This window comes from Caenimonas koreensis DSM 17982 (assembly GCF_009646335.1).
Lineage (GTDB): Bacteria > Pseudomonadota > Gammaproteobacteria > Burkholderiales > Burkholderiaceae_C > Ramlibacter > Ramlibacter koreensis.
This window is the reverse complement of the sequence record NZ_WJBU01000008.1, coordinates 178,870-201,311: the sequence shown is the minus strand read 5'-3', so window position 1 is coordinate 201,311 and position 22,442 is coordinate 178,870. Positions and strand designations below refer to the sequence as shown.

General features: G+C 63.2%; 25 protein-coding genes. 9 read left to right on the top strand and 16 right to left on the bottom strand.

What is annotated here, in order from left to right:
* Nucleotides 1–83 precede the first annotated feature (83 nt).
* From glnA to ntrC, 4 genes are all read left to right on the top strand, one after another.
* Nucleotides 84–1,502, top strand: coding sequence for a type I glutamate--ammonia ligase (glnA, locus tag GHT07_RS09440; protein WP_153584820.1), 1,419 nt, complete (start codon nt 84–86; stop codon nt 1,500–1,502).
* A gap of 182 nt (nt 1,503–1,684) precedes the next feature.
* The gene (locus tag GHT07_RS09435; RefSeq protein ID WP_153584819.1) at nt 1,685–2,194 is read left to right on the top strand and encodes a hypothetical protein; all 510 of its coding nucleotides are present in this window, start codon (nt 1,685–1,687) and stop codon (nt 2,192–2,194) included.
* Between the two features lie 10 nt (nt 2,195–2,204).
* Nucleotides 2,205–3,278: a nitrogen regulation protein NR(II) gene (gene glnL / locus GHT07_RS09430; protein WP_153584818.1), complete on the top strand. Its 1,074-nt coding sequence runs from the start codon at nt 2,205–2,207 to the stop codon at nt 3,276–3,278.
* Between the two features lie 37 nt (nt 3,279–3,315).
* Nucleotides 3,316–4,818: a nitrogen regulation protein NR(I) gene (gene ntrC / locus GHT07_RS09425; RefSeq protein ID WP_153584817.1), complete on the top strand. Its 1,503-nt coding sequence runs from the start codon at nt 3,316–3,318 to the stop codon at nt 4,816–4,818.
* Nucleotides 4,819–4,918: 100 nt separating this feature from the next.
* Here the strand turns inward: ntrC and xth are convergent, their stop codons facing one another.
* From xth to GHT07_RS09390, 7 genes are read right to left on the bottom strand one after another with little or no spacing between them, the layout of a single operon-like run.
* Nucleotides 4,919–5,695 (bottom strand): exodeoxyribonuclease III, encoded by a 777-nt coding sequence (xth, locus tag GHT07_RS09420; RefSeq protein WP_323740861.1) that lies wholly within the window; start codon nt 5,693–5,695, stop codon nt 4,919–4,921.
* 7 nt (nt 5,696–5,702) lie between these two features.
* Complete coding sequence (locus GHT07_RS09415; protein ID WP_153584815.1) at nt 5,703–6,293, bottom strand: DUF4337 domain-containing protein; 591 nt, start codon at nt 6,291–6,293, stop codon at nt 5,703–5,705.
* Between the two features lies 1 nt (nt 6,294).
* Nucleotides 6,295–6,804, bottom strand: a complete 510-nt coding sequence (locus GHT07_RS09410; protein ID WP_153584868.1) for a dihydrofolate reductase — start codon at nt 6,802–6,804, stop codon at nt 6,295–6,297.
* A complete protein-coding gene (locus GHT07_RS09405) occupies nt 6,801–7,658 on the bottom strand; it encodes a TIR domain-containing protein (protein WP_153584814.1) in 858 nt (285 codons plus the stop codon). Before GHT07_RS09405 ends, GHT07_RS09410 begins: the two co-directional genes overlap by 4 nt.
* On the bottom strand, nt 7,655–8,473 hold the full coding sequence (locus GHT07_RS09400) for a thymidylate synthase (protein WP_153584813.1): 819 nt from the start codon (nt 8,471–8,473) through the stop codon (nt 7,655–7,657). Before GHT07_RS09400 ends, GHT07_RS09405 begins: the two co-directional genes overlap by 4 nt.
* A 12-nt stretch (nt 8,474–8,485) precedes the next feature.
* Complete coding sequence (locus GHT07_RS09395) at nt 8,486–9,898, bottom strand: FAD-binding oxidoreductase (protein WP_153584812.1); 1,413 nt, start codon at nt 9,896–9,898, stop codon at nt 8,486–8,488.
* Between the two features lie 10 nt (nt 9,899–9,908).
* Entirely contained in the window at nt 9,909–10,286 is a 378-nt protein-coding gene (locus GHT07_RS09390; protein WP_153584811.1) for a DUF2069 domain-containing protein, read from the bottom strand.
* Between the two features lie 25 nt (nt 10,287–10,311).
* On the opposite strand from GHT07_RS09390, the gene GHT07_RS09385 reads away from it, so the two are divergent.
* Nucleotides 10,312–11,514 (top strand): YihY family inner membrane protein, encoded by a 1,203-nt coding sequence (locus GHT07_RS09385; RefSeq protein WP_153584810.1) that lies wholly within the window; start codon nt 10,312–10,314, stop codon nt 11,512–11,514.
* A gap of 18 nt (nt 11,515–11,532) precedes the next feature.
* Here the strand turns inward: GHT07_RS09385 and GHT07_RS09380 are convergent, their stop codons facing one another.
* From GHT07_RS09380 to GHT07_RS09365, 4 genes are read right to left on the bottom strand one after another with little or no spacing between them, the layout of a single operon-like run.
* The gene (locus GHT07_RS09380) at nt 11,533–11,889 is read right to left on the bottom strand and encodes a DUF962 domain-containing protein (protein ID WP_153584809.1); all 357 of its coding nucleotides are present in this window, start codon (nt 11,887–11,889) and stop codon (nt 11,533–11,535) included.
* Nucleotides 11,890–11,915: 26 nt separating this feature from the next.
* Nucleotides 11,916–13,175 (bottom strand): cytochrome P450, encoded by a 1,260-nt coding sequence (locus GHT07_RS09375; RefSeq protein ID WP_153584867.1) that lies wholly within the window; start codon nt 13,173–13,175, stop codon nt 11,916–11,918.
* Nucleotides 13,176–13,207: 32 nt separating this feature from the next.
* Entirely contained in the window at nt 13,208–14,014 is an 807-nt protein-coding gene (locus GHT07_RS09370; protein WP_153584808.1) for an alpha/beta fold hydrolase, read from the bottom strand.
* Nucleotide 14,015: 1 nt separating this feature from the next.
* Nucleotides 14,016–15,326 carry an O-acetylhomoserine aminocarboxypropyltransferase gene (locus GHT07_RS09365; RefSeq protein ID WP_153584807.1) on the bottom strand — a complete coding sequence of 437 codons (1,311 nt, stop codon included), beginning with the start codon at nt 15,324–15,326 and terminating at the stop codon, nt 14,016–14,018.
* A 97-nt stretch (nt 15,327–15,423) separates the two neighbouring features.
* Between GHT07_RS09365 and GHT07_RS09360 the strand changes: the two genes are divergently transcribed.
* Nucleotides 15,424–15,891, top strand: coding sequence for a CBS domain-containing protein (locus GHT07_RS09360; RefSeq protein ID WP_153584806.1), 468 nt, complete (start codon nt 15,424–15,426; stop codon nt 15,889–15,891).
* 20 nt (nt 15,892–15,911) lie between these two features.
* Here GHT07_RS09360 and GHT07_RS09355 read toward each other — a convergent pair whose 3' ends face one another.
* The gene (locus tag GHT07_RS09355) at nt 15,912–17,126 is read right to left on the bottom strand and encodes a polyhydroxyalkanoate depolymerase (RefSeq protein ID WP_153584805.1); all 1,215 of its coding nucleotides are present in this window, start codon (nt 17,124–17,126) and stop codon (nt 15,912–15,914) included.
* Nucleotides 17,127–17,245: 119 nt separating this feature from the next.
* Here GHT07_RS09355 and GHT07_RS09350 point away from each other — a divergent pair, with 119 nt between their 5' ends.
* On the top strand, nt 17,246–17,908 hold the full coding sequence (locus GHT07_RS09350; RefSeq protein ID WP_153584804.1) for a glutathione S-transferase: 663 nt from the start codon (nt 17,246–17,248) through the stop codon (nt 17,906–17,908).
* Between the two features lie 9 nt (nt 17,909–17,917).
* Here GHT07_RS09350 and GHT07_RS09345 read toward each other — a convergent pair whose 3' ends face one another.
* On the bottom strand, nt 17,918–18,346 hold the full coding sequence (locus GHT07_RS09345) for a cupin domain-containing protein (protein WP_153584803.1): 429 nt from the start codon (nt 18,344–18,346) through the stop codon (nt 17,918–17,920).
* Nucleotides 18,347–18,450: 104 nt separating this feature from the next.
* Here GHT07_RS09345 and aroC point away from each other — a divergent pair, with 104 nt between their 5' ends.
* Complete coding sequence (gene aroC / locus GHT07_RS09340; protein WP_153584802.1) at nt 18,451–19,548, top strand: chorismate synthase; 1,098 nt, start codon at nt 18,451–18,453, stop codon at nt 19,546–19,548.
* Nucleotides 19,549–19,931: 383 nt separating this feature from the next.
* Complete coding sequence (locus GHT07_RS09335) at nt 19,932–20,594, top strand: DsbA family oxidoreductase (RefSeq protein ID WP_153584801.1); 663 nt, start codon at nt 19,932–19,934, stop codon at nt 20,592–20,594.
* Between the two features lie 33 nt (nt 20,595–20,627).
* On the opposite strand, the gene GHT07_RS09330 is transcribed toward GHT07_RS09335, so the two are convergent.
* From GHT07_RS09330 to GHT07_RS09320, 3 genes are all read right to left on the bottom strand, one after another.
* Entirely contained in the window at nt 20,628–21,074 is a 447-nt protein-coding gene (locus tag GHT07_RS09330) for a response regulator (RefSeq protein ID WP_153584800.1), read from the bottom strand.
* Between the two features lie 131 nt (nt 21,075–21,205).
* On the bottom strand, nt 21,206–21,619 hold the full coding sequence (locus GHT07_RS09325; RefSeq protein ID WP_153584799.1) for a response regulator transcription factor: 414 nt from the start codon (nt 21,617–21,619) through the stop codon (nt 21,206–21,208).
* A 66-nt stretch (nt 21,620–21,685) separates the two neighbouring features.
* On the bottom strand, nt 21,686–22,441 hold the full coding sequence (locus GHT07_RS09320) for a sulfite exporter TauE/SafE family protein (protein WP_153584798.1): 756 nt from the start codon (nt 22,439–22,441) through the stop codon (nt 21,686–21,688).
* Nucleotide 22,442: the final 1 nt, after the last annotated feature.

The window sequence follows — 22,442 nt, the reverse complement described above, 5'->3', positions numbered from 1 at the left end:
CAGATGCACCAGCTTTGGCACAGAAACTGCATTCCGGATCGAGTCGAGAACATTTAAGCAACCGTCCAACCAGGAGAAACTTGATGGCAGCCAAGAACGTCGCAGACGTCATGAAGATGGTGAAAGAAAACGAAGTCAAATTCGTCGACTTCCGTTTCACCGATACGCGCGGCAAAGAGCAGCACGTGACCGTGCCCGTCTCGCATTTTGATGAAGACAAATTCACCGCCGGTCATGCATTCGACGGCTCGTCGATCGCTGGCTGGAAGGGTATTGAAGCCTCCGACATGCTGCTCATGCCGGACCCCAACACCGCCAACATCGACCCGTTCTACGAAGAAACCACGCTGTTCCTGTCGTGCGACGTTCTCGAGCCGGGCGACGGCAAGGCCTATGACCGCGACCCGCGCTCCATCGCCCGCCGCGCTGAGGCCTACCTGAAGGCCTCCGGCCTGGGTGACACGGCCTACTTCGGACCGGAACCCGAATTCTTCATCTTCGACGACGTGCGCTGGGGCAACGACATGTCCGGCTCGTTCTTCAAGATCGAGGAATACGAAGCACCGTGGAACACCGGCGCCAAGCTCGAAGGCGGCAACAAGGGCCACCGCCCGACTGTCAAGGGCGGCTACTTCCCGGTTCCGCCCGTTGACAGCACGCAAGACCTGCGCGCAGAAATCTCGCTGATCCTCGAATCGCTGGGCATTCCGGTTGAAGTGTTCCACCACGAAGTGGCGGGCGCGGGCCAGAACGAAATCGGCACCAAGTTCTCCACGCTCGTGCAGCGCGCTGACTGGACGATCCTGCTGAAGTACGTGGTGCAAAACGTTGCCAATGCCTACGGCAAGACTGCGACCTTCATGCCCAAGCCCATCGTTGGCGACAACGGCTCGGGCATGCACGTGCACCAGTCCGTGTGGAAAGACGGCAAGAACCTGTTCGCAGGCGACGGCTACGCAGGCCTGTCTGACTACGCGCTGTACTACATCGGCGGCATCATCAAGCACGCACGTGCCTTGAACGCCATCACGAACCCCGGCACGAACAGCTACAAGCGCCTCGTGCCTGGCTTCGAAGCACCGGTGAAGCTCGCTTACTCGGCCAAGAACCGCTCGGCCTCGATCCGCATTCCGTACGTCGCCAGCCCGAAGGGCCGCCGCATTGAAGCGCGCTTCCCCGATCCGCTGTGCAACCCGTACCTCGGCTTTGCTGCGCTGCTGATGGCCGGCCTTGACGGCGTCGAGAACAAGATCCATCCGGGCGAAGCCGCCACGAAGGACCTGTACCACCTGCCGCCCGAAGAAGACGCGAAGATCCCGACCGTGTGCCACAGCCTCGACCAGGCGCTCGACTATCTCGACAAGGGCCGCGGCTTCCTGACCAAGGGCGGCGTGTTCACCGACACGATGATCGATGCCTACATCGAGCTGAAGATGCAGGAAGTCACGCGCTTCCGCATGGCAACGCACCCTGTCGAATACGACATGTACTACTCGCTGTAATTAACCACAGCGTTTGCATTTGAAAGGGACCCTCCGGGGTCCCTTTTGTCGTTCTGAGCGTGAAAAAGCGACGCCGTCCAGAGGCTTTAGTCTTTTAAATCAATGGCTTAATTTGCTTTTGTGAAGGATTGCGCGATACTTTCAGGCCGTCTCCGCAGTTCGCAGGCGCGAGGAGCTGATTCATGAAGCACTACTTGTTGATCCCGTTGACCCTGGCCGCCATGGCAACGGCCAGCCATGCCCAGACGATTTATCGCTGCGTGGGCAACGTCTACACGAACGATGCAGCAGAGGCCAAGGCCAAGGGCTGCAAGATCATGGAAGGCGGCAACATCACCATCGTGCAGGGCACCCGGGCCAATAGCGGCAACGCGCCTTCAGGCGCCAACGGTGTGAAGGTCGCAACAGCCTCAGAAAAATCACCCTACTCACCCAACGCCCGCATCGACGACAACGACCAGCGAGCACGCGACTCTGAAGCACGTTCGATCCTCGAAGCCGAGCTCAAGAAGGCAGAGGCGCGCCAGTCCGAACTGGTCAAGGAATACAACAACGGCGAGCCCGAAATGCTCGGGCCAGAGCACCGCAACCGCCAGAAATACATCGATCGCATTGCCGAGTTGAAGGCCAGCATGACCCGCAACGAGAGCGACATTGCCGGCATCCGCCGCGAGCTCAGCCGGGTTAAGTAAGAATGTCGGCTTGAACAAGCCGGCACCCACCCCCAATCCCCGATTCCAGTCGCTGGACCTGTTGGCCACACTCGTGGCCGTGGTCACTGGCAATGGGTCCGTCATCTTTGCCAACTCCGCGCTCGAGGATGCACTGGGCATCTCGCGCCGCGCGATCGAGGCATCCAACTTCACGCAGTGCTTCACCGAGCCCCATGTGCTGCAGAACGCGCTGGGCGGCGCCAGCAGCAATGAGTTTGCAGCGCTGCGCTATGACGCCTGGCTCGTGCGGCAGGGCCATGACTCATTGCCCGTGCACGTGGTGGTTGCCCAGACTGACCGCCCCGATGAATTCATCGTCGAGCTGCTGCCGCTCGAAGCGCAAGCCAGGCAAGACCGTGAAGAGCGCCTGCTCGAACAGGCGCAGGCGAACAAGGAGCTCATCCGCAACCTGGCGCATGAAATCAAGAATCCCCTCGGTGGCATTCGCGGCGCGGCGCAGTTGCTCGAGATGGAGATCGACTCGAAGGACCTGAAGGAATACACCCGCGTCATCATCCACGAGGCCGACCGCTTGCAGACGCTGGTGGACCGCTTGCTCGCGCCGCATCGCAGGCCGCACGTGGTGGGCGACGTGAATGTCCATGAAGTGTGCGAGCGCGTCCGCTCACTGATTCTTGCGGAGTTTCCGCGCGGCCTGAAGGTCGTGCGCGAGTACGACACATCCATTCCTGAATTCCGCGGCGACCGCGAGCAGCTGATTCAGGCGGTGCTGAACATTGCGCATAACGCTTGCCAGGCATTGACGGATCGCATCGCCGATGGTGATGCACAGCTGGTATTTCGCACGCGCATCGCGCGACAAGTGACATTCGGCAAGCAGCGCTATCGACTGGCACTGGAATTGCATGTCATCGATAACGGGCCCGGTGTACCGGACTCGATCAGGGACCGCATCTTCTTTCCATTGGTTTCGGGAAGAGAGGGTGGTTCAGGGCTGGGGCTGACGCTGGCGCAAACCTTCGTGCAGCAGCATCATGGCCTGATCGAATGTGACAGCGTGCCAGGGCGGACGGACTTCAAGTTGTTGATTCCGTTGCCATGAAAAACAGTGACAGTGACCTGAGGTGACAAAGCAAAACATGAAGCCGATCTGGATAGTTGACGATGACCAGTCCATTCGCTTCGTGCTCGAAAAAGCGCTGTTGCGGGAAGACATGCCCACGCGCAGTTTCACGAACCCGCGCGAGGTGCTGACAGCACTCGACGCTGGCGATGACGACGATGGCCCGCAAGTGCTGGTGAGCGACATCCGCATGCCGGGTGGCTCGGGGCTGGACTTGCTCACGAAGGTGAAGGAGCGCCACCCCGGCTTGCCCGTCATCATCATGACGGCCTTCTCCGATCTCGACAGTGCTGTGTCCGCCTTCCAGGGCGGCGCATTCGAATACCTGCCCAAGCCCTTCGATTTGCCCAAGGCCATCGAGCTGATTCGCCGCGCCGTCGAAGAGAGCCAGCGCGAAGAAGTCGCGGAAGAGCGAATGGTCGCCGCCCCCGAAATGCTCGGCCAGGCGACAGCGATGCAGGACGTGTTCCGCGGCATCGGCCGGCTGTCGCAGAGCAATGTCACGGTGATGATCACCGGCGAGTCGGGCACGGGCAAAGAGCTGGTGGCACGCGCACTGCACAAGCATTCGCCGCGCGCGGGCGGGCCGTTTGTTGCCATCAACACAGCCGCCATTCCAAAGGACTTGCTGGAGAGCGAACTCTTCGGCCATGAGCGCGGCGCATTCACCGGCGCGCAGACCATGCGGCGGGGCCGCTTCGAGCAGGCCGAAGGCGGCACGCTCTTTCTCGATGAAATCGGCGACATGCCGTTCGACCTGCAAACGCGGTTGCTGCGCGTGCTGTCTGACGGGCACTTCTATCGTGTGGGCGGCCACAACGCCGTGAAGGCCAATGTGCGCGTGATTGCCGCGACGCACCAGGACCTGGAGCAGCGCGTCAAGGAAGGCGCCTTCCGCGAGGACTTGTTCCACCGCCTGAACGTGATCCGCCTGCGCTTGCCGCCCTTGCGCGAGCGGCTTGAAGACATCCCGATGCTCGCGCGGCACTTTCTGCAAGTCAGCGCCAAGCAGCTGGGCGTCGAGCCGAAGCGAATCTCCGATTCAGCACTCGTCAGCCTCTCCACGTTCAGCTTTCCCGGCAACGTGCGGCAACTCGAGAACATTTGCCATTGGCTCACGGTGATGGCGCCTGCGCAGGTGATCGAGCCGAAAGACCTGCCGCCGGAAGTGATCGCCGCGCATGCGCAGGCCTCAACCTCAGGCGTGCGCGTTGCGGCGCCGCCAGTTGAAATCCCCCGGGCCGCCGCTGAAGAAATTCATGTGGCAGCCAGCGAGCCTGCAGTTGCTGTGGCAACGACCGGTTCGGCGGGATGGGAAACCGGCCTCGAAGCTGAAGCCCTCGCGTTGCTCGTGAGCGGCAGGCACGACGTATGGGAAGCGCTCACCAAGCGCTTCGAGTCGAAGCTGATCCTCACGGCGCTTGCCAATACACGCGGACGCAGGATTGAGGCGGCGCAAAAGCTAGGCATTGGCCGCAACACCATCACGCGAAAGATCCAGGAGCTGGGCCTGGAATGACTTTCTCCCTCCCCCTCCGGGGGAGGGCAGGGGTGGGGGCACGCCAGCCGCTGAAATGCCCCCATCCCAACCTTTCCCCGGAGGGGGAAGGGGCAAGACATCAAATCTCCAGCGTCACTGGCGCGTGATCGCTCGGCTTTTCCCACTTCCGTGGCACGCGGTCGATCGTGCAGCCCTTTACCTCGGGCTTGAGCTTGCCGCTCACCAGGATGTGGTCGATGCGCAGGCCGCGGTTCTTCTGGTAGCCCAGCATGCGGTAGTCCCACCAGCTGAAACTCTTCTCGGGCTGATCGAACATGCGGAAGCTGTCGGCCAGGCCGAGTTCAATCAACTGCCTGAAGTGCTCGCGCTCTTGCACCGTGTGATGGATCGTGTCCTTCAAGCCGACCGGGTCGTACGAGTCGCGGTCTTCCGGTGCAATGTTGAAGTCGCCAAGCAGCACAAGCCGCTCGTGCTTGCCCAGCTCGTCACGCAGATAGCCATTAAGCCCGCGCAGCCAGTTCATCTTGTACGCAAACTTCTCGCTGCCCGGCTCCTGGCCATTGACGAAGTAGCCGTTGACGACGCGCACCTCGCCTGCAGGGCCATCAACAGTCGCCGCAATCACGCGTGAGTGTTCGTCTTCGAAGCCGACGATGTTCTTCACCACATCGCGCAAGGGCTGCCGGCTCAGGATCGCGACACCGTTGTACGTCTTCTGCCCGAACATGGCGCAATGCTCATAGCCGGCCGCGTGCAGCGCCTCGAACGGAAACTTGTCGTCCGTCATCTTCAACTCTTGCAGGCACAGCACATCGACAGGGTTTGCGGCGGTCCAGTCGAGCACGTGCTGCAGCCGCGCTGTCAGCGAGTTGACGTTCCAGGTGGTGATCTTCACGACCAGCCTAGATATGGAGCACAGCCGCCGCGCCGATTGCTACGCCAACAGCGCCCATGGCGAACATGCCGTACTCAAGCCACTTCTTCTTCGTGAGCAGTGCGATGGCTGCGAGCGCGATAGACACCTGGAGCGCAGTCGTTGCCTGCGCCCAGCGATGATGCAAGTGCATCTGCTCATCGCTTTGCTTGTCCCACTGCGTGGAGTCTTTCTCAAGCCCTTCGGCGACCAGCTTGATCTCGTTCTTTTCCTTCTCGTAGCGATCGATCTTGGCCTGGTACTTGTCCTTGTCGGCCTGCACCGGCGTCAGGTCACGCGAGATTTCAGCGAGCGACTGCTTCGTGCTCTTGGACTGGAAGTAGTTCCACTGGTTGGACGCCTCTGTCTTCTTGATCGCAGCGTTGTTCTTGTAAAGCCCCGCGTTCGCCTGCGTTGCACCGCCCATGTACGAGAAGATCGCGCCGATGGTGGCGATCACCGCAGTGAACATCGCAATCTGGTTGATCATGCCGCCGCCCGCTTCATGCGCCGCATGTTGCGTGGCGTGCTCCAGCTCGTGGTCGTGCGGGCCATGCACGTGGAATCCGGCTCCGGACATATCAGTCTCCTCGACTTGTATTTTTGAAAGTGACGAAACTGTAGCGCACGCCCGTTGACGATTCGTGACGCTCGCGCTGCGTCTCGACCCAGTTCGAGCCGAGCGTTGGCGCGAACGTGTCGCCGTCGAAGTCAGCGTCGATCTCGGTGACGACAGCGATATCGGCGAAGGGCGCGGCCAGCGCATAAATCTGCGCACCGCCGATGATCCACACCGTGTCATTCGCTGGGACGAGTGCCCTGCAGTGCGCAATAGCGTCGTCCAGTGATGCGACAACAGTGCCCCCCGGTGCGTCGAAGTCGGCCTGCCGGGTGATCACGACGTTGGTGCGGCCCGGAAGGGGCCGAAAGCGCGGTGGCAATGACTCCCAAGTCTTGCGCCCCATGATCACGGGGCAGCCCATCGTCATCTTCTTCAGATGCGCGAGATCCTCAGGCAAGTGCCACGGCATCACGCCGTCCTTGCCGATCACGCCGTTGCGCGATTGCGCGTAGATCAGGCCGAGTTTCATTGCGCCCATAGCAGATTCAATTTCGCAACTGGAGGCAGGTCTGAGCCCCACACCTCTGAGGAGTCAGCGGAGGGTGGCGTGAAGTAGGCGAACACGCGCTCCCAAACAGAGCGCACTGCTTGAGCAAAAACAGGTCGCGCTCGAAGCGCAAGGCCAGGGTCTTTCAGGAGAGTGTCGGCGACTGCGTTGAGAAACGAATAAACACGTTCCAGCGCAGCGGTAGCGACACCGTCTTCGTCTTCCAGCGCCGACAGCGGAATTCCTGCGCGAAGGATCGCCCTGTCGCGCTTGAGCTCGTCGCCATTCCAAAGCGCTTCCAAGCGCAGGTATTTATCCTGCACGGTTTCGACCGGCAACGCGTCGAGCGACGCCTCGCGACGAAGTCTGGCGACGGCAGGCAGCTCACGCCGAATCGCGTTGCAGGCGGCACCCAGAGCCGCGAAATTGTTTTTGTCGCTGCGCTGGTCGTTATAGGTCAGTACGGTCAGCCCGAGCAAATCGGAAGGCAGATGCAAGGCGGGGCTGCTGCGGGGCGCCACAAGGAAGCAGCCTGCGGCGCCGAGTCGACCCATGAACAGGCCGAGTTCGAAGATGATGTTGTCTCTGACGATTCGGTGCTGCTCACCCCGGATGATGGCGATGTCATCCGGTGTAAACGCGAAAACCGCGCAATCGACTGTGTCGAGTGTTTGTATGAGACTGTCCAGCGCCTGCCTGGTCGGACGAAAGACCCCTTGTGTCCAGACGGTGCATTCGGCATCGTGGTCAAGGCTCTCCTGGATGGCGTAGGCGATCTCCAGGCTTTCAACCGACGAGCCGATGAACAGTCGAGGCTTTCGGGTCGCGCCTGTCACTTGGACACTTTTCCTGGAATGTGCGGATGCGACTGGTAGTCGCGGACCTCAAAGTCCTCAAATTCATAGTCGAAGATCGATGCTGGCCGGCGCTTGATGTTCAGCAGCGGGTACGCATAGGGCGCGCGCGACAGCTGGAGCTCACATTGGGAGACATGATCGTTGTAGATATGGCAGTCCCCACCCGTCCAGATGAAGTCGCCCACGCCCAGGTCGCACTGCTGCGCAATCATGTGCGTGAGCAGTGCGTAGCTGGCGATGTTGAACGGTACACCCAGGAAGATGTCGGCGCTGCGCTGGTAGAGCTGGCAGGAGAGTTTTCCGTCAGCCACGTAAAACTGGAAAAACGCGTGGCACGGCGCAAGCGCCATCTTCGGAATATCGGCCACGTTCCACGCGCTCACGATGATGCGGCGCGAATCCGGGTTGGTCTTGATCGTCTTGACTGCTTCGGCGATCTGGTCCACATGCCCGCCATCGGGCGTGGGCCAGCTGCGCCACTGCACGCCGTACACGGGACCCAGGTCGCCGTCTTCGCGCGCCCACTCGTTCCAGATGGAAACGCCGCGCTCCTTGAGCCAGTTGTTGTCGCTCGAGCCCTTGAGGAACCACAGCAGTTCAAGAATGATCGACTTCAGGTGGACTTTCTTCGTCGTGACGAGCGGAAACCCCTCGTTCAGGTCGAAGCGCATCTGGTAGCCGAACACACTGCGTGTGCCGGTTCCGGTGCGATCGGTTTTGGGTGTGCCATGCGTGTACACATGGCGCATGAAGTCTTCGTATTGCGAGCGGGCAGGGCGGCTGTCGGCAGTCATGGCGCGATTATCTCAAGCGCGGATCACCCGGCCCGGATTCATGGTGTTGTTCGGGTCGAGCGCGCGTTTGATCGACCGCATCATCTCCAGCGCCACCGGTGATTTGTGGTCCAGCAGCTTGCCGGCCTTCAGGCTGCCTACGCCGTGTTCCGCCGAGATCGAGCCACTGAAGTTGTGCACGGAGTCGAACACGATCGTGTTCACGCGCTCTTCCCATTCACGCAGGAAGGCCGCGTTGTCGCCACCCGCAGGGGCCTGCACGTTGTAGTGCAAGTTGCCATCACCCAGGTGGCCGAAATTCACCAGCCGCACGCCGGGAATCGCCGCAGAAAGCAGGGTGTCGGTCACTTCGCAGAACTCGGGAATGCGCGACACCGGAATGGAAATGTCGTGCTTGATATTCAAGCCCTCTTCGGCCTGCGCGAGCGGAATGCTCTCGCGGATGTGCCACAACTGGTGTGCCTGCGTGAGGTTTTCGGCGACGACGGCATCCGTGACCAAGCCCTCTTCCATCGCCGACTCCAGCAGGCGCTCGAACTGCGTGCGTGCATGCAAGTCGGACTCGTGGTCGGAGTTTTCGATCAACACGCAGTAGGGCCACTGCTTGTAGAGCGGCACGCGCATCTGCGGGTAGTGGCGCGCCACAAGGCTCAATGCGAACTGGCCCATCACTTCGAAACCCGTCAGCCCCGCGCCCAGGTGGCGGTGCGCCATGCCGAGCAGTTCAACGGCGGACTCCAGCGATGGCACTGCGGCCCATGCCGTGAGCGTGGACGCGGGCAGGGGGTACAGCTTCATCGTCGCGGCCGTGATGATGCCCAGCGTGCCTTCGCTGCCAATGAACAGGTCACGCAGGTCGTAGCCGGTGTTGTCCTTGCGCAGGCTCGACAGGCCATTCCACACCTCGCCACCGGCCGTGACCACTTCAAGGCCCAGGCACAGATCGCGTGCGTTGCCGTAGCGCACGACTTGCGTGCCGCCTGCGTTCGTGGAGAGGTTGCCGCCGATCGTGCAGCTGCCTTCTGCGGCAAGGCTGAGCGGAAAGAGCAAGCCTTCGGCCTGCGCGGCCTGCTGCACGGCCTGCAACACGCAGCCGGCTTCAACGGTGATGGTGAGGTTAGCCGCGTCGATCTCGCGCACGGCGTTCATGCGCTGCAAGCTCAACACGATCTGCGTGCCTGACTCATCAGGCGTTGATCCCACCACAAGCCCCGTGTTGCCGCCCTGCGGCACGATAGTCACGCTGGCAGCAGCACACGCCTGGACGATTTGCGCGACTTGCATGTTGGTGGCTGGCCGCACGACTGCAAGCGACTTGCCCTGCGAGCGCTTGCGCCAGTCATGCTCCCACGCACTCAAATCGCCTTCGGTCAGCACATTTGCTTCACCGGCGATGGACCGCAATTGATCCAGCAGTGCCTTCATGTTGCCGCTCTCATGCTGGCGCCTTGGCAAGGCGCAGCCGCACATGCATCGCGCAGGCGGCAAACAGGCACAGGCACAACGCAACCTCCGCCAGTGCGCAAGCCGTGGTCGCAGCATCCGCCTTCCATGCGCGCACCACGCCTTCGATGAAGTAGAGCCACACCACCAGGCTCACCCAGCGGTAGGTGTACATGCGGTTGCGCAGAATCCCGGCGAGCGGAATGCACAGCGGCAACACCTTGAGCGCGAGCAAGGTGCCACCCGGGCGCAAAGGCGCGAGCCACAGCTCCCACGCCACACCCAGCACGATCAGCCCGAGCAGGCTGCCTACAGCAAGCCAACGGGTGGCGGAAACGGCGTTGCTCAAAGGTTGTGCGGAATCGGTCATAAGGTGCGATGGCATCATAGCGGCGATGAAATGGAGTCAGGCCTTCGCCGATCTTGCCCACGTGCCCTGGAAGGCCACCGCCCTGACGCTGGGCGAGCGCTTTCGTGAGGACCGCATTGCGCTCACCGCCAGCAGCCTCACGTTCACCACGACGATGGCGCTCGTGCCGTTCTTCACCGTGGCGCTGGCCGTGTTCACCGCGTTCCCGATGTTCGGCAAGCTCGAAGGCGCGTTGCAGGCCTGGCTGGTGCAAAGCCTGGTGCCCGATTCGATCTCGCGCCAGGTGCTCGGCTATCTCACGCAGTTCTCCGGCAAGGCGAGCAGGCTGGGCGCGCTGGGCCTGGCCGCGCTGTTCGCCTCAGCGCTGGCGCTGGTGCTCACGATCGACCGGACGCTGAACAACATCTGGCGCGTCAAGCGTGCGCGGCCGCTCGGGCAGCGCGTGCTGATTTACTGGGCCGTGATGACGCTGGGCCCGCTGCTGCTGGCGGCATCGCTGAGTTTCAGCTCCTATGTGATTTCGGCGTCGCGCGGTGTGGTGGCGGCGATACCGGGCACGGTGCAACTGCTGTTCGATGTGCTCGAATTCGTCCTGCTTTCATCGGCGCTTGCGGCGCTGTATCGCTACGTGCCGAACGCGCCGGTGCGCCGCAGCCATGCGTGGGCAGGCGGCATTTTTGCTGGCGTTGGCATCGAGCTCGCGCGCCAGTTGCTGGCGGCGTACCTGGGCAAGGTGCCGACGTACTCGCTGGTGTATGGTGCGTTCGCGACCTTTCCAATCCTGCTCGTGTGGATCTACCTGGTGTGGATCATCGTGCTGCTGGGTGCTGTGTTCACCGCGTACATGCCGAGCCTGCTGGCCGGCACGAGCCGCCGGCCGCTGGTCAATGGCTGGCAGTTCCAGCTTGCCATCGAGGTGTTGCGCGAACTGGAGAACGCACGGGGCGAGCCGCATCGCGGCTTGAGCCTGGCGGGGCTGGGCCAGGCGCTGCAGGTCGAGGTGTTGCAACTCGAACCGGTGATGGAAGCGCTGGTCGATCTCGACTGGGTTGGCCGCCTCAACGAGATCGAAGACGAAGAAAACACGCGCTACCTGCTGCTGGTTGACGTGCAGACCACCCCGCTCGAAGCGCTGATGCGCCAGCTGCTGGTGACGTCGTCCGACGCGACGGACAAGCTGTGGGCGAGTGCCCGCCTGTCGCAAGTGCTGGTCAAGGACGTGCTCTGACGCCCGGGTGCGCAAGCCTCAGATCTTCACCTTGCCCGTGAGGATGTCCTTGTACATCACCCAGTCGCCCATGAAGCTGTAGAGCGGCCGCTTGAAGCTGGCGGGCTTGTTCTTCTCAAAGCCGAAGTGCCCGATCCACGCGAAGCCGTAGCCGCACAGCAGCCCCGCCAAAATCCACCAGGCGCTGCCGGTGACGAATATCAGCGCAAGACATGACAGCGACAGGCTGGAACCGATAAAGTGCAGCCGGCGGCAGGTGAGGTTGCTGTGCTCCGTCAGGTAGAACGGATAGAACTCGGAAAAGCTCGCGAAGCTGCGTGGGTCCACGGGGTTCGCGGTGGCAGCAGAGGTGGATGCGGTGGCCGTTGTGTCCATGGCTGTCTCCTGGTGATCGACGCAGTTTAGGCGACCGAGAAGGGCGCGTGCAAGAAGCCGCGAAACCGCGCCCGCCCGCCGCGCACAGGCGGTGCTGTGAGGCGGTAGTCCGCAAAGCGCGTGAGAAAGCGACCGATCGCGATGCGGCCTTCGAGCCGCGCCAGGCTCAAGCCCGCGCATTGGTGAATGCCAAAGCCGAAAGCCAGGTGCCTGTTGTTCTCGCGCGTGAGCAGCAGCTGGTCTGCATCTGCGAACTGCGCCGGATCGCGATTGGCCGCGCCAATGCACAGCGTGACCAGCGCGCCGGCCTCCAGCGCAACGCCGCCCACGTCGCAGGGCGCCAGCGCGCGGCGGTTGCCCAGCTGGTTGGAAGATTCGAAGCGCAGGAATTCATCGACGGCCAGCGTCATCAGCACTTCCGTCGCCGCGGTGTCGCCAGCGTGGGCCTTGAGCGATGCGCAAAGCGCCTGCCTTTGCTGCGGCCACTCCTGCAGCGCCACGAGCGCATTGCCAATCAGGTTCGTCGTCGTCTCGTGACCGGCGTTGAGGATGAAGATGCAGTTTTGCAGCAACTCCGCTTCGCTCAGTTGCTCGCCCGCTGCCTCGCCCTGGATGAGCCGCGTGAGCACGTCATGCTCCGGGTCACCGGGGTGTTTTCGCCTGTCGGCCACGAGTCCCTTCAGGTACAGCACAAATTCCTCGACACTGCGGTTGCCCAACGCTTCCTGCTGTGCAGACAACTTCGGCTCCAGCGCACCCAGAATCGCCAGCGACCAGCCACGCAGCGGCGCGCGGTCAGCGTGCGGCACGCCCAGCAGGTTGCCGATGATCTCCACCGGAATTGCCGACGCAAAGTCTTCGATCAAGTCGCCGCCGCCTTTGGCTTCAATGCCATCCAGCAAACGGTCGACCAGCTGCACGAGCCCCGGCTCCATGTCGCTGATCGCGCGGCGGGTGAGCGCCCCCATGATCAGCTTGCGCACACGCGTGTGCAGCGGCGGATCGTTGAACACGAGGCTCGTTGTGTGATGCGCCAGCAGTGGCGAGCCCGCACCGTACTTCGGCGTGAACTCCACCTTCTTGTCGGAGCTGAAGCGCTGCGCGTCGCGGTACACAGCCACCAGGTCGTCATAACGCGTGAGAAAGAGCGATCCGTCGGGCATGCGCTTCACCGGCTCGTGCTCGCGCAGGTGCGCATACACCGGATACGGATTCGCATAGAAGTCGGCCGGCAGTGCGCGCAAGTCGAAACCCGACGCGATCTCGATCGCGCGCGCGGCTGGCATGGCGGGCGTGGCGATGACGGCTGCGTGAGTCGTCACGGCTTGATGAAGTCCTTGAGCGCGAACAGCACGCCGTCCGGCGCTTCGGTCATCAGCTGGTGGCCCGCTTCAAGCAGCACCGTTTCGGCAGCCGGCGCCTTCGCCTGCAGCGGCTGCGCCATGCGCGGCAGCGTCATGGAGTCGCTCTTGCCAAGGATGAAAAGCACGGGGCACTTCACCTTCTCCATCGCCACTTCACCGCCGCGATAGTCGTCGCACGCCTTGAAGCCGCGGTGGAACACATTCACCTTGGCATTGCTCGCCAGCACGCGGCGCATCAGCGCGCGCGAGCCGCCATACAGCCACGTGCCCGGCCCGAGTGATGACGGCGGCGGCGCCAGCATCGAATGCGAAAACGTGTTGACCATGTCGATCGCCTTCATCGGCGAATTCAGCGAGCTGTCGAGCAGCGCGGGCGACACCTTCATCGGGAAAGCAGTGCCCACCATCACAAGGTGCGTCACGCGATCCGGTGCCATGGCGGCAGCCTCAACCGCCGTGAGCGAGCCAAAGCTGTGGCCCACCAGCGCCGCACGCTTCACGCCCGCTGCGTCGAGCAAGGCGAGGATGAACTGCGCTGCTTCTTCCACCGTCTGCGGCGGCTCGCCTTCGCTTTTGCAGTGCCCCGGCAAGTCGGGTGCGAGCACGTTCCAGCCGTGGTGCGCGAAGTAGCGCGTCTGCAAGATCCACACGCTGTGGTCGTTGAGCACGCCGTGGATGAACACCACAGTGGGCTTGGCCGCATCGAAGGGCTTGCCGCCCGTGTAGCAGAAGGTGTTGTGGCCGTTGACGTTGAGGTACATGTCAGGCCGCCCTTTCGCCCGCCTTCTCAGCGGCCTTCAGCGCGCGCTTGAGGTCTTCAATGAGGTCGTCGGCATCTTCCAGGCCAATCGACAGGCGAATCGTTCCCTGCGTGATGCCAGCGTTCACGAGCGCGTCGTCGCTCATGCGGAAGTGCGTTGTGCTCGCCGGGTGAATCACCAGCGAGCGGCAGTCGCCCACATTGGCGAGGTGGCTGAACACCTTCAGCGTTTCGACAAATTTCTTGCCTTGTTCGCGATGGCCCTTGATGTCGAAGCTGAACACCGAGCCGGCGCCGCGCGGCAACAGCTTTTGCGCCAGCGCGTAGCTCGGGTGAGATTCGAGCATCGGATGCCCGACGCGCCCCACCAGTGGGTGCGAGGCCAGAAACTCCACCACCTTGCGCGTGTTGGTCATGTGCCTGTCCATGCGCAGCGACAGCGTTTCTATGCCTTGCAAGATCAGCCAGGCCGTGTGCGGGCTCATCGATGCGCCGAAGTCGCGCAGGCCTTCGCGGCGCGCCCGCAGCAAGAAGGCGCCCACGGTGGACTCTTCGCTGAACACCATGTTGTGAAAGCCTTCGTAGGCCTGCGTCAACTCCGCGAACTTGCCTGACTTGTCCCAGTCGAAGCTGCCGCCATCGACCAGCAGCCCGCCAATCACGGTGCCGTGGCCCGACAGGAACTTGGTGGCCGAGTGGTAGACGAGGTCAGCGCCCAGGTCGAACGGCTTCATCAGGTAAGGCGTGGTGAAGGTCGAGTCCACCAGCAGCGGCACACCTGCCTCATGCGCAATGGCGCTGATCACCGGAATGTCGAGCACGTCGAGGCCGGGGTTGCCGACCGTTTCGCCGAACAGCAGCTTTGTGTCGGGCCGTATCGCGTTGCGCCAGCCGTCGATGTCGCCGGGCTTGACGAAGGTGGTCGAGATACCGAAGCGGCTCATCGTGTAGTGCAGCAGGTTCTGCGAGCCGCCGTAGAGCGCCGTGCTCGCGACGATGTGCGAGCCCGCGCCCATGAGCGTGGCAATCGCCAGATGCAGCGCGGCCTGCCCGCTGGCCGTAGCAATGGCGCCAACGCCGCCTTCCAGCGCCGAAATCCGCTGCTCCAGCACGGCGTTGGTCGGGTTGCTGATGCGTGAATAGACGTGGCCTGCGCGCTCGAGGTTGAACAGGGCGGCGGCGTGGTCGCTCGACTCGAAGACGAAGGAGGTGGTGAGGTGAATCGGGACAGCGCGCGCGCCGGTGGCCGGGTCGGGCCGTGCACCGGCGTGCAGGGCCAGCGTGTCGAAGCCGGGGTCGGAGTAGCCGGGCATGCGTTGTGTCTCCTCTTGTATCGCTATGGAACCGCCCATGATTGTGGGCTATATTCATTGCAGACCCGCCAGGGGGCAGGGACTTCAGGAGACAGGCATGAAAGTCAGCGACATCCTCCGCGTGAAGGGGAGCACCCTTTACACGGCATCGCCCGACGAGCCGTTGTCAAAGGCGGTTGAAGTGATGGCCGAGCGCGACATCGGCTCGCTCGTCGTCATGGAGCATGGCGACTTGGTCGGCATGCTCACCTTCCGCGAAGTGATCTTGTGCGTCGTGAAGAACGGCGGCACCGTTGGCAAGACGCTCGTGCGCACCGCCATGGACGACCATCCGCTCACCTGCTCCTACGAAACTGAACTCGATGAAGTGCGCCGCATGATGCTGGACCGCCATGCCCGCTACATGCCTGTGATGGACAAGCGCATGCTCATGGGCGTGATCAGCTTCTACGACGTGGCCAAGGCCGTGGTGGACAGCCAGAATTTCGAGAACAAGATGCTCAAGGCCTACATCCGCGACTGGCCTTCAGCCGAAGAAGACCAGACGCCCGGCACGCATCTTTGAGCCGGGGCTGTTGCGCAGGCCTACTCCGAAGCCGAATGCACGATGTCCCGCAGCCGCGGGTAGATATGCCGGTTCCAGCGCCTGCCGCTGAACACACCGTAGTGCCCCACGCCGGTTTGCATGTGATGTGATTTCTTGTACGGCCTGATGCTGCTGCACAGGTCGTGCGCGGCCAGCGTCTGGCCCATCGCGCATATATCGTCGCGCTCGCCCTCCACCGTGAAGAGCCACGTGCGGCGAATCGCAGCCGGGTCCACCTTGCGGCCGCGCCACATCAGCTTGCCGGCGGCCAGGTCGTAGGTCTGGAAAACTTTCTCGACTGTCTCCAGGTAGAACTTCGCAGGCAAGTCGTTCACGGCCAGATATTCGTCGTAGAACACGCGAATGGTGTCGGCCTGGTCATCCTCGCCGCGCACGATGTGGTCGAACAGGTTGCGAAACTGCTGCTTGTGCCGCTCGGGGTTCATGCTCAAAAACGCCGAGAGCTGCACAAACCCGGGGTACACGCGCCGCATGTGCCCCTTGTGCGGGAACGGCACATGGCTGATCAGGTTCTGCTCGAACCATTCGATGGGCTTGCTGGTGGCCAGCGCGTTCACGCCCGTGGGGTTGATGCGGCAATCGACTGGCCCTGCCATCAGCGTGAGGCTGCGCGGCTGCGCCGGGTTGTCGTCCTCAGCCATGATCGCAACGGCAGCCAGCGCTGCGACGCACGGCTGGCACACCGCGACCACATGCACGCCGGTGCCAATCGCCTCGATGAACCGGATCATGTAGTCGATGTACTCGTCCAGACCGAACTCGCCGTCGCGCAAGGGCACGTCGCGCGCGTTGTGCCAGTCGGTGATGTACACGTCGTGGTCGGCCAGCAGCGTGCGAGCCGTCTCGCGCAAGAGTGTGGCGAAGTGGCCCGACAGGGGTGCGACGAGCAGCACGGGCGGCTGCGGCGCGCTGTGCGGTTTGCGAAAGTGCAGCAGCGTGCCGAAGGGCAGGGTGAAGGCGGCTTCTTCCACCACGGCGCGTGTTTCGCCCGTTGCAACCTGAACCGACGCGATGTTGTACGCGGGCCGGCTGTGCGTCAGGCGCATGCGCGAAAACACTTCAGACATGGCAGCAATCTTGCGCACCACCGTGCCCTCGGTCTGCCGCAGCCATAGCGCAGCGCCCGTGTGTTGCGCCAGCAGGCGCAACGGTGACATCAAGTCGGACTGGGCCTGGTAGGCGTGGTAGAGCATGCGAAGAGTGCAGGCAAGTTACGCGCCAGTGTTTGGCTGCCATGCGGGCCATGACTGTCCTTCCGTGGCACAGGGCTTGCTCCAACCTTGTGCAGGCCGCACCGGCCCCAGGAGACTTCATGGCCACCCGCAAAGCGGTTCTCACGATCAGCAGCAAGAACTATGGCGCGTGGTCGTTGCGCGGCTGGCTGATGGCCCGCCTGGCCGGGCTCGATTTCACCGAGAAAGTCATTCCACCGGACGATCCGGCGATGAAGGCCGAGATGCTGCTGCTGTCCTCATCCGTGCTCGTGCCCGCGCTGGAGCACAACGGCATCCAGGTGTGGGACTCGATGGCCATTGGCGAATACCTCAACGAAATCAAGCCCAAGGCAGGGCTGCTGCCTGCTGATGCGAAGGCACGCGCCCATTGCCGCTCGATCTGCGGCGAGATGCACTCGGGCTTTGCGTCGATGCGCGGCGCGCTGCCGATGAACATCAAGGCGCGCTTCAAGTCGTTCAAGGTGTGGTCGCGCGCGCAGGGCGATATCGACCGTGTGCTCGCCATATGGAAGGTGTGCCTCACCACCTACGGCGGGCCGTTTCTCTTTGGCAAGCAGCCGTGCATTGCGGATGCGATGTATGCGCCGGTCGTCACGCGCTTCATCACTTACGACGTGGCGATCGACAAGGCCGCAGCCGCTTATTGCAAGCGGGTGATGGAGCTTCCCGCCATGAAGGAATGGGTTGCGGCTGCAGTGGCAGAGCCCGACGAAATCGACGAGCTCGACGCGGAGTTCTAGGGCAAAGCGCTACGCGCTCGCCCACGGCGTCGGGGCCGGTATTGCGCACACCGGCTCGACGTCAATCGTCTTGAAATCCGCTGGCGAGACGATCTCCAGGTATTCCATGTCGGGCGAATAGTCGAAGAGGTAATGGCGGATGCCCGGGCGCTGGTGCACGCAGTCACCTGCCGACACGAGCGTCTCCTTGTCTTCGTACATGAAGCGCGCCCAGCCCTTGAGCATGATCACGATCTGGAAGTCCGCCTCGTGCTTGTGCCAGCCCGTGCCCTGTTCCGGCGCTTCGTTCGCCTTGACAAGGTGCGCAATCACCTTTCCGTGCGTGGCATCGGCCACGCCAAGGTCGCGGTAGAGAAAGAAGTCGCGCAGCCCGCCCGAGACAAAGCCCGTGTCGCCGGGCTTGACGTGCGAGAAAGCGGTGGTGGTTCGATCCAGCATGTGCTCTCCTTCGGTGCGGTAGGGGCACCGTGCGCACGTCAAAGCATGAAGCGTGCGCAGGGCGTGGGGCTGGCTTGCAAGTGCGTCTGGGATAATCGCCACCCATGAGCGGCAATACCTTCGGCACCCTGTTTGCAGTCACGAATTTCGGCGAGTCGCACGGGCCCGCCATAGGCTGCGTGATCGACGGCTGCCCGCCCGGCATGCCATTGTCCGAAGCCGATATCCAGCCCGATCTTGACCGCCGCCGCCCCGGCACCAGCCGCTACGTGACGCAGCGCCAGGAAGAAGACAAAGTCGAAATCCTCTCGGGCGTGTTCGAAGGCCACACCACCGGCACACCCATCTGCCTGCTGATCCGCAACACCGACCAGCGCAGCAAGGACTACAGCGATATCGCCAAGACCTTCCGCCCCGGCCATGCCGACTACACCTATTTGCAGAAGTACGGCCTGCGCGATCCGCGCGGCGGCGGCAGGGCGTCGGCGCGACTCACAGCGCCGATGGTGGCTGCGGGCGCAGTCGCCAAGAAGTGGCTCGCGCAGAAGTACGGCACGGTGTTTCGCGGTTGCATGCAGCAAATCGGTGATGTCGCTATCGGATTCGAGAGCTGGGAGCACGTGCCCCACAACCCGTTCTTCGCGCCTGTTGCCGACGTGTCGCAACTCGAGACGTACATGGACGCACTGCGCAAGAGCGGCGACTCCTGCGGCGCACGCATCCGCGTCATGGCGTCTTCGGTGCCTGTGGGCCTGGGCGCGCCGCTGTTCGACAAGCTCGATGCCGATATCGCCTACGCCATGATGGGCATCAATGCCGTGAAGGGCGTCGAGATCGGCGCGGGCTTTGCAAGCGTTGCGCAGCGCGGGTCCACCCACGGCGATTCCCCCACGCCCGAAGGCTTTCGTACCAACAACGCGGGCGGCGTGCTCGGCGGCATCAGCTCGGGGCAAGACCTCGAGGTGTCGATTGCGATCAAGCCGACCAGCTCCATCCTCACGCCGCGCGAGACGATCGACATCACGGGCCAGCCCGCCGAAGTTGTGACCAAAGGCCGCCACGATCCGTGCGTTGGCATCCGTGCGACGCCGATTGCAGAAGCGATGCTGGCGCTCGTCGTGATCGATCACGCGCTGCGTCATCGTGCGCAGAACGGCGATGTGGTTGCGCCTGTTGCTGTTGTGCCTGCTGCGCGTTTGTAATTCTCATGACGCGGGGGCGTTCTCTCCGCGTTCAGGGGTGGACTGCGAGCGGTGGGCGGCCTTTTCCCTCCGTGTCATTCCGCCGGCCAAAGCGCGAAGCGCGCCCTACTGGCGCGGGGCCGGGCTCCCTTCTTTACCTGCGGGAAAAGGCCGCCCACCGCTCGCAGTCTGATCAGAGCGATGAACGATCAACTCGGTGATACCGGCTCTGCCTGATGTATGCGCGCACACGTTGCGCAGGCACTCGTTGTGAACCATTGCCGCAGGGAAATGGCGCAGTGGTAATGACCGAGTTGAGCCTCAACCGCACTGTCCAGGCCACCGGACGGCCGTGGCCCACCCCGAACACCGCAGGGATCTTAAAAGTTGACTAGCATCCACCCATGACCACGAACCTCAAAATCGACTTCGTCTCCGACGTGGCGTGCCCCTGGTGCGCCATCGGCCTGGCCTCCCTCGAACAGGCGCTTGATCGCGTTGGCGGCGAGATCAAGGCCGAACTGCACTTCGAGCCTTTCGAGCTCAACCCCGCGATGCCGCCGGGCGGCCAGGATGTGACGGAGCACCTCACGCAGAAATACGGATCGACCGCGCAGCAGCAAGCCACCGCGCGTGAAGCCATTCGCGAGCGTGGCGCGTCCGTGGGGTTCGAGTTCCGCAAGGAAGGTCGTGGCCGCGTCTACAACACATTCAACGCTCACCGTCTGCTGCACTGGGCGGGCCTGCAGGGGCCGCAGCAGCAGCGCGACCTGAAGATGGCGTTGCTCAAGGCGTATCACGGCGAGGGTCGTGCGCTGGAGGAGCGCGATGTGTTGCTGCAAACCGTGGCCGAGGCGGGCCTGGACGCCAGGCATGCCGCCGGCATCCTCGACAGCGATGCCTATGCGGCCGAGGTCAGGGAACGCGAGGAGTTCTACCGGCAGCACGGCATCAGCGCCGTGCCGTCAGTGATCGTGAATAACCGCCACCTCATACAGGGCGGCCAGCCGCCCGAGGTGTTCGAGCAGGCGCTCAGGCAGATTGCGGCTGAGGGCATCGCGCCCTAGCAGCGCGCAACGCAGGCCAACGCGCGTCGCACTTCAGGCGCCGGCTGGCTCGCATCGCTCGTTGGCATTCACCCAGAAGTCGTAGATTTGCCGCATCTTGCGCCGCAGCTCGTCGTAGTCGGTCGCTTTGCGAACGTAGCTGTTCGCGCCGCAGGCGTAACTGGCGGCGATGTCGCTTCTCTCGACTGAAGATGAATGCATCACGACAGGAAGCATCGCGGTGCGCGGGTTCTGTCGCATGGCCCTGAGCACTTCCAGGCCGTGCAGCCGCACAAGCTTCATGTCGAGGATGACGAGGCGCGGCTGGATGTCCTGGTTGCGTCCGGTGTGCTTGGCGCGGCCGAACAGGAAGTCGAGTGCCTCCACCCCATCGCAGGCGGTTGCAATGCTGTCGGGGGCGCAGCACTCGCCCAGAGCCATCACCGTGAGTTCGAGGTGATCGGGGTTGTCGTCCACCACGAGGATCGTGGGGTGGTTCATGTACGTGCCCAGTAGGTTGCGCAGCTGTCCGGTGCGTTGCCGGAATCTCCCCTGATGGGCGAGGATTCTCGCACGGGGTTGCGCGCGCGGTGCAGGCGAATAAGCAAAGGATTGAGTGACCGGGGTTCTGCTCAAGCAGGGTCAGATGCCGGTGCCGGCCCTGGTGCGTGGCCTTCGGCGAGGCTGCGGCAGTAGTCCATCAAGGCTTCCGTCTCGATGGCCTTGTCGAACACGCCATCGCTGCCCAGGGCCTCGCACTTGGCGCGAACGTCCGCGCTGGCCAAGCCTGTCAACACCACCATCCTGCGGCCCGGCAAGCGGTTGCGCAGGGCGTGCAACACGCCGAAGCCGCTGCCGCCCGGCTCGAGAATGAGGTCAACGATGGCGATGTCCCAGTCGTTCGCTTCGTCGGTCAGCCAGGCGACGGCCGCTTTTTCGCTGGCGGCCACGCCGGCAGTCTCAATGCCGGCCATCTCCCACAAAGCTTCGCACAGCCCTTCGCGGATCGCGGCGTTGTCTTCCACCACAAAAGCTTTGACACTCAATTGGAAACTCCTGTTGCGATTGTGAGCGCAATCGCCCGTGCAGCGGTGGCTGCGCGCCTAGGAAAATCACCCGTTCCAGCGCAACAGAAGAACCGGTAGTGAGGCTGCGAGCAGCGCCACGCCCGACAAGCCCACCAGCCCCAGCACGATCTGGCGGAATGCCGCGCCGCTGATGCCGACGTAAACGCGTGCGCCCAGCAAAGACGGAATCAGCATGGCGGGCGCCACGATGGCAAAGAGCGGCAGGTGGCCGGCGTTGACGATGCCGGTGCCGACATAGCTGGCGAATGTCACCGCGAGCATCGTGAGGTTGAAGCTCTGGATGACCGATCGCTGCTCGTCCTTGTCGAAGCCGCGCACCGAGCACCACAGCGTGGGCGCGATGCCGGTGAAGCCGCCCAGCCCGCCCATCGCTCCACCCAGCGCACCAGCGGCGGCGTCGCCCGCCCGGCCACCGCGTTCGATGTGCGGCAGCTTGCCCGCAAAAAACATGAGCGGGCACACGACCACCAGGAAGGCGCCAAAGAGCGCCTTGAAGGTCGGCACATCGAGCCGTGGCAGCAGCCACAGGCCGAGCGGCAGGCCAACGAGCCCACCCGCAATGAAGGGCAGCAGCCGCCGCCAGTCGAACCCGCGCCGCACCGTCACGGCCTGGATGACCTGGCCCGTGAGCCCGCCAAACACCGAGAGCGCCGCGGCGAGCTGGGGCTCCAGCGTCCAGGCCCACAGCGACATCGCCGTGAGCCCGAAGCCGAACCCCGTCAGCCCCTGGACGAAGCCGGCAAGGGCTGCCCCGAGAACGATGGCGAGATAGGGCTCCAAT

What these genes read in the sequence shown, in the direction of transcription:
- glnA (WP_153584820.1), top strand. Translation starts at nt 84, where the DNA reads ATGGCAGCCAAGAACGTCGCAGACGTCATGAAGATGGTGAAAGAAAAC.
- GHT07_RS09435 (WP_153584819.1), top strand. Translation starts at nt 1,685, where the DNA reads ATGAAGCACTACTTGTTGATCCCGTTGACCCTGGCCGCCATGGCAACG.
- ntrC (WP_153584817.1), top strand. Translation starts at nt 3,316, where the DNA reads ATGAAGCCGATCTGGATAGTTGACGATGACCAGTCCATTCGCTTCGTG.
- GHT07_RS09415 (WP_153584815.1), bottom strand. Translation starts at nt 6,293, where the DNA reads ATGTCCGGAGCCGGATTCCACGTGCATGGCCCGCACGACCACGAGCTG.
- GHT07_RS09410 (WP_153584868.1), bottom strand. Translation starts at nt 6,804, where the DNA reads ATGAAACTCGGCCTGATCTACGCGCAATCGCGCAACGGCGTGATCGGC.
- GHT07_RS09400 (WP_153584813.1), bottom strand. Translation starts at nt 8,473, where the DNA reads ATGACTGCCGACAGCCGCCCTGCCCGCTCGCAATACGAAGACTTCATG.
- GHT07_RS09395 (WP_153584812.1), bottom strand. Translation starts at nt 9,898, where the DNA reads ATGAAGGCACTGCTGGATCAATTGCGGTCCATCGCCGGTGAAGCAAAT.
- GHT07_RS09390 (WP_153584811.1), bottom strand. Translation starts at nt 10,286, where the DNA reads ATGACCGATTCCGCACAACCTTTGAGCAACGCCGTTTCCGCCACCCGT.
- GHT07_RS09385 (WP_153584810.1), top strand. Translation starts at nt 10,312, where the DNA reads ATGAAATGGAGTCAGGCCTTCGCCGATCTTGCCCACGTGCCCTGGAAG.
- GHT07_RS09380 (WP_153584809.1), bottom strand. Translation starts at nt 11,889, where the DNA reads ATGGACACAACGGCCACCGCATCCACCTCTGCTGCCACCGCGAACCCC.
- GHT07_RS09375 (WP_153584867.1), bottom strand. Translation starts at nt 13,175, where the DNA reads ATGCCAGCCGCGCGCGCGATCGAGATCGCGTCGGGTTTCGACTTGCGC.
- GHT07_RS09370 (WP_153584808.1), bottom strand. Translation starts at nt 14,014, where the DNA reads ATGTACCTCAACGTCAACGGCCACAACACCTTCTGCTACACGGGCGGC.
- GHT07_RS09365 (WP_153584807.1), bottom strand. Translation starts at nt 15,326, where the DNA reads ATGCCCGGCTACTCCGACCCCGGCTTCGACACGCTGGCCCTGCACGCC.
- GHT07_RS09360 (WP_153584806.1), top strand. Translation starts at nt 15,424, where the DNA reads ATGAAAGTCAGCGACATCCTCCGCGTGAAGGGGAGCACCCTTTACACG.
- GHT07_RS09355 (WP_153584805.1), bottom strand. Translation starts at nt 17,126, where the DNA reads ATGCTCTACCACGCCTACCAGGCCCAGTCCGACTTGATGTCACCGTTG.
- GHT07_RS09350 (WP_153584804.1), top strand. Translation starts at nt 17,246, where the DNA reads ATGGCCACCCGCAAAGCGGTTCTCACGATCAGCAGCAAGAACTATGGC.
- GHT07_RS09345 (WP_153584803.1), bottom strand. Translation starts at nt 18,346, where the DNA reads ATGCTGGATCGAACCACCACCGCTTTCTCGCACGTCAAGCCCGGCGAC.
- aroC (WP_153584802.1), top strand. Translation starts at nt 18,451, where the DNA reads ATGAGCGGCAATACCTTCGGCACCCTGTTTGCAGTCACGAATTTCGGC.
- GHT07_RS09335 (WP_153584801.1), top strand. Translation starts at nt 19,932, where the DNA reads ATGACCACGAACCTCAAAATCGACTTCGTCTCCGACGTGGCGTGCCCC.
- GHT07_RS09330 (WP_153584800.1), bottom strand. Translation starts at nt 21,074, where the DNA reads ATGAACCACCCCACGATCCTCGTGGTGGACGACAACCCCGATCACCTC.